This is a genomic window from Kitasatospora sp. NPDC001175 (assembly GCF_053598215.1).
This window is the reverse complement of record NZ_JBSFJU010000188.1, coordinates 1-2619: the sequence shown is the minus strand read 5'-3', so window position 1 is coordinate 2619 and position 2619 is coordinate 1. Positions and strand designations below refer to the sequence as shown.

The window sequence follows — 2619 nt, the reverse complement described above, 5'->3', positions numbered from 1 at the left end:
GGCTCCGAAGGGCCAAACCTTCATCTCTCGCACAGCACCGCAATTAGAAGTTCACTACCAATAACTCCCTTTCACGTTCAGGACACACTCACAGGAGCGCAACAGGGCGATCTGTGCCGGCGCTTGTTGTGTAGAGATGAGTGGTCGGCCGTGACGGCCGGTCAGTATCGCTCACCGCTCTTTGGGGGAACTCGTCATGAAGGCCAACCGTCTTGCCGCAGCCGTTGTCGCTACTGTGTTCGTTGGTCTCGTCCTGACCGCTTGCGGTCCGGACGAGACCAACGGTGCCGCCGGTTCGCCGACGGCTGGCGCTGCGGCCTCCACCGGCGGCGGGGCCCAGCCGGTCCCCGCCATCTCGACCGCGCCCACCGGTGCGGCGAAGCCGACCAGTACGGCGAAGCCGAGCGGCAAGCCGACCGGTGTGAAGCCGTCGGGCGGTGCCACCGCGGGTCAGGACTGCACTGCGGCGGCGAAGCAGGGTCTCGCGGGCCAGGTGGTGGTGGAGGCCACCGACAACGGCTACCAGACCTCGGTATGGATGAAGGCCAAGCCCACCAAGTTCGTCTGCGGCTCCGACGTCCCGGACGACGGCTACCACGAGAGCTACGGCAGCCCGGTTGTCTACACGTTCAGCAACGACGTCAAGACGTACGTGCTGAAGGGTGCCACACCGGTCCCGGTCAGCCTGGACGCGTTCATGAAGCAGCAGGACGACTGCCTGCACAATCCGAGCGTCGTGGCCGCACCCGGGGGCTGCTTCGGCAACCAGTACCTCATCACGGCCAGCAGCCAGAACGTGATCACCTCGATCACCCAGGCCTACCACCCGTAGACCAGGCACACGTTCGCGGCGGGCGGTCCAAGGAAACAGCGGGATAAGCCCACCACCACCCGGCTGCTACGCCCACTCCACGCCGTGCTCGGCGAGCCGCTGTCCAAGGGCGTTTTTTCTGATCAGGGTGGGGTGATGTGAGCTGGGCTGATCAGTTTCGTGTGCCGGTCGTTTCTGGGTCGCTGTTCCGATTGTTGGCAGTGCTGAGCAGGGTTGGTCAGGTTGTTTGAGCGGTGGTCAGGTTCGCTGATCGTTGGTAGGTCGGGGACGGTTTGGCGCGCCCACCGGCGGCCCGCTGCTGCTCCTGGCGATGAGACGACCGGCACCTCCTACCGGTGGCGTTGAACCTCGACACGGAGGCAGACCGGTGGGGTACGGTGCTGGACACAGGCTGATCGTGGCCTTGCCGGGGGCGACCGTCGGTTGCCCGGGAAGGCTGAACGGCGATCGGGAGGGGCGGGCCACTGGCCTGCCCCTCCCGCTGTTGCGATCGCCGCCTATTGCTCCGTCCACCCACATGGCCGCCGCTCCCGATGCTGGGCGGGTGCAACCGAGGCCGCCAGCCCGCGCTGGACGGGTGAGTTGGTGGTTTGTCGGCCTGGGGGATGTGCTGGTCAGGTTGGTTGAGTGGTGGTCAGAAGCCGTTGCTCAATCGAGCTGGGTGATCGTGAGTTCGAGTCTGCTGTCTCGGTCGGGTGATCCTCTGGTCGGCTGGGCATGGAAGTGGGGCCTCCCGCACAACTCGGGTGCCAGGACACTGCGGGGCTGGGCTATCCGCCTCCGGTGTCACCGTAAGTGCCTGTTTCTGAACCTCGGCGGGTGCTGAACGCACCCCGACGGCGTTCGAGTTCTGGGTCGTGCGGCAGGATGTGCGGACACGTAGCTGCGGATCGGGGGAGCCAAGTGACCGAGGTGTCCATGGAGTTGCTGGCCGAATTGATGGTGGACAGCCTGGCGCCGCTGTACCCCGTGGTCTCGCCGGACGGTCGCCTGGTCGCCTACGCGGTGAAGACCGTTGGTGTCAGAGAACGCTTGGTGAGTGCGCTGTGGCTGGCGGATGCCGCCGGTGGTTCGACTCCGCGGCAGTTGACGGACGGCAGCCGGTGGGTCGGGGCTCCGCAGTGGGCTCCGGACTCAGGGTCGTTGTACTTTCTCACTGGTCGGCAGTTGCACCGTCTGCGGCTCGGTGACGGGTCGGCGGAGGAGGTGACCGCTTGGCGCGGCGGCGTCGCCGGTTTCCGGCTGCTGGCCGACGGCCGGGCGGTCGCGGTGGTTGCCGTCGATGAACCGGACACCGAGGACGAGCGTCGGTGGGCCGAGGGCGATGACGCGGTGGTGTGGGGCGAGCACGCACACCCGGCGCGGCTGCGGCTACTCGACCTCGACAGCGGTGAGCTGCGTTCGGTGGCCGGTCTCGGTGAGCGGCACGTGGTGGAGGTGGTGCAGCGGCCGGACGGCGGCCCGCTGGCGGTGCTCAGCTGGGCGGGCCCGGAAGAGGACTTCGGGGCGTTCGCCGCGGAACTGCACCTGGTCGATCCGCACACTGCCAAAGTGCATGACCTGGGCCCGGTCGGTATGGACGCCTGCTCAGCAACCTGGTGGCGTTCCGGGGACACGTGGCACCTGTCCTATCTGGCGGTCACACCGCCCGGGCCGGTCGGCGGGACGGCGGTCTTCGACATCACCGTGCCAGATGCCGGGCCGGCGCCGGAGCACCGCAACCTGACCGCGGGGATGGCCGTGTGCCCGACCGAGCTTGTGCAGGTCGCCGAGGGCACGCCGCTGGC

General features: G+C 67.6%; 2 protein-coding genes. Both read left to right on the top strand.

What is annotated here, in order from left to right; translation table 11 throughout:
- Window positions 1–196: 196 nt before the first annotated feature.
- Window positions 197–832 carry a hypothetical protein gene (locus ACWDAK_RS40985; protein ID WP_344641595.1) on the top strand — a complete coding sequence of 212 codons (636 nt, stop codon included), beginning with the start codon at window positions 197–199 and terminating at the stop codon, window positions 830–832.
- Window positions 833–1735: 903 nt separating this feature from the next.
- The coding region (locus tag ACWDAK_RS40980) for a TolB family protein (protein ID WP_427396326.1) at window positions 1736–2619 on the top strand (884 nt) is incomplete at its 3' end.

Bases quoted from the DNA above. Each gene is read 5' to 3' on its own strand.
- ACWDAK_RS40985 (WP_344641595.1), top strand. From the start codon at position 197: ATGAAGGCCAACCGTCTTGCCGCAGCCGTTGTCGCTACTGTGTTCGTT.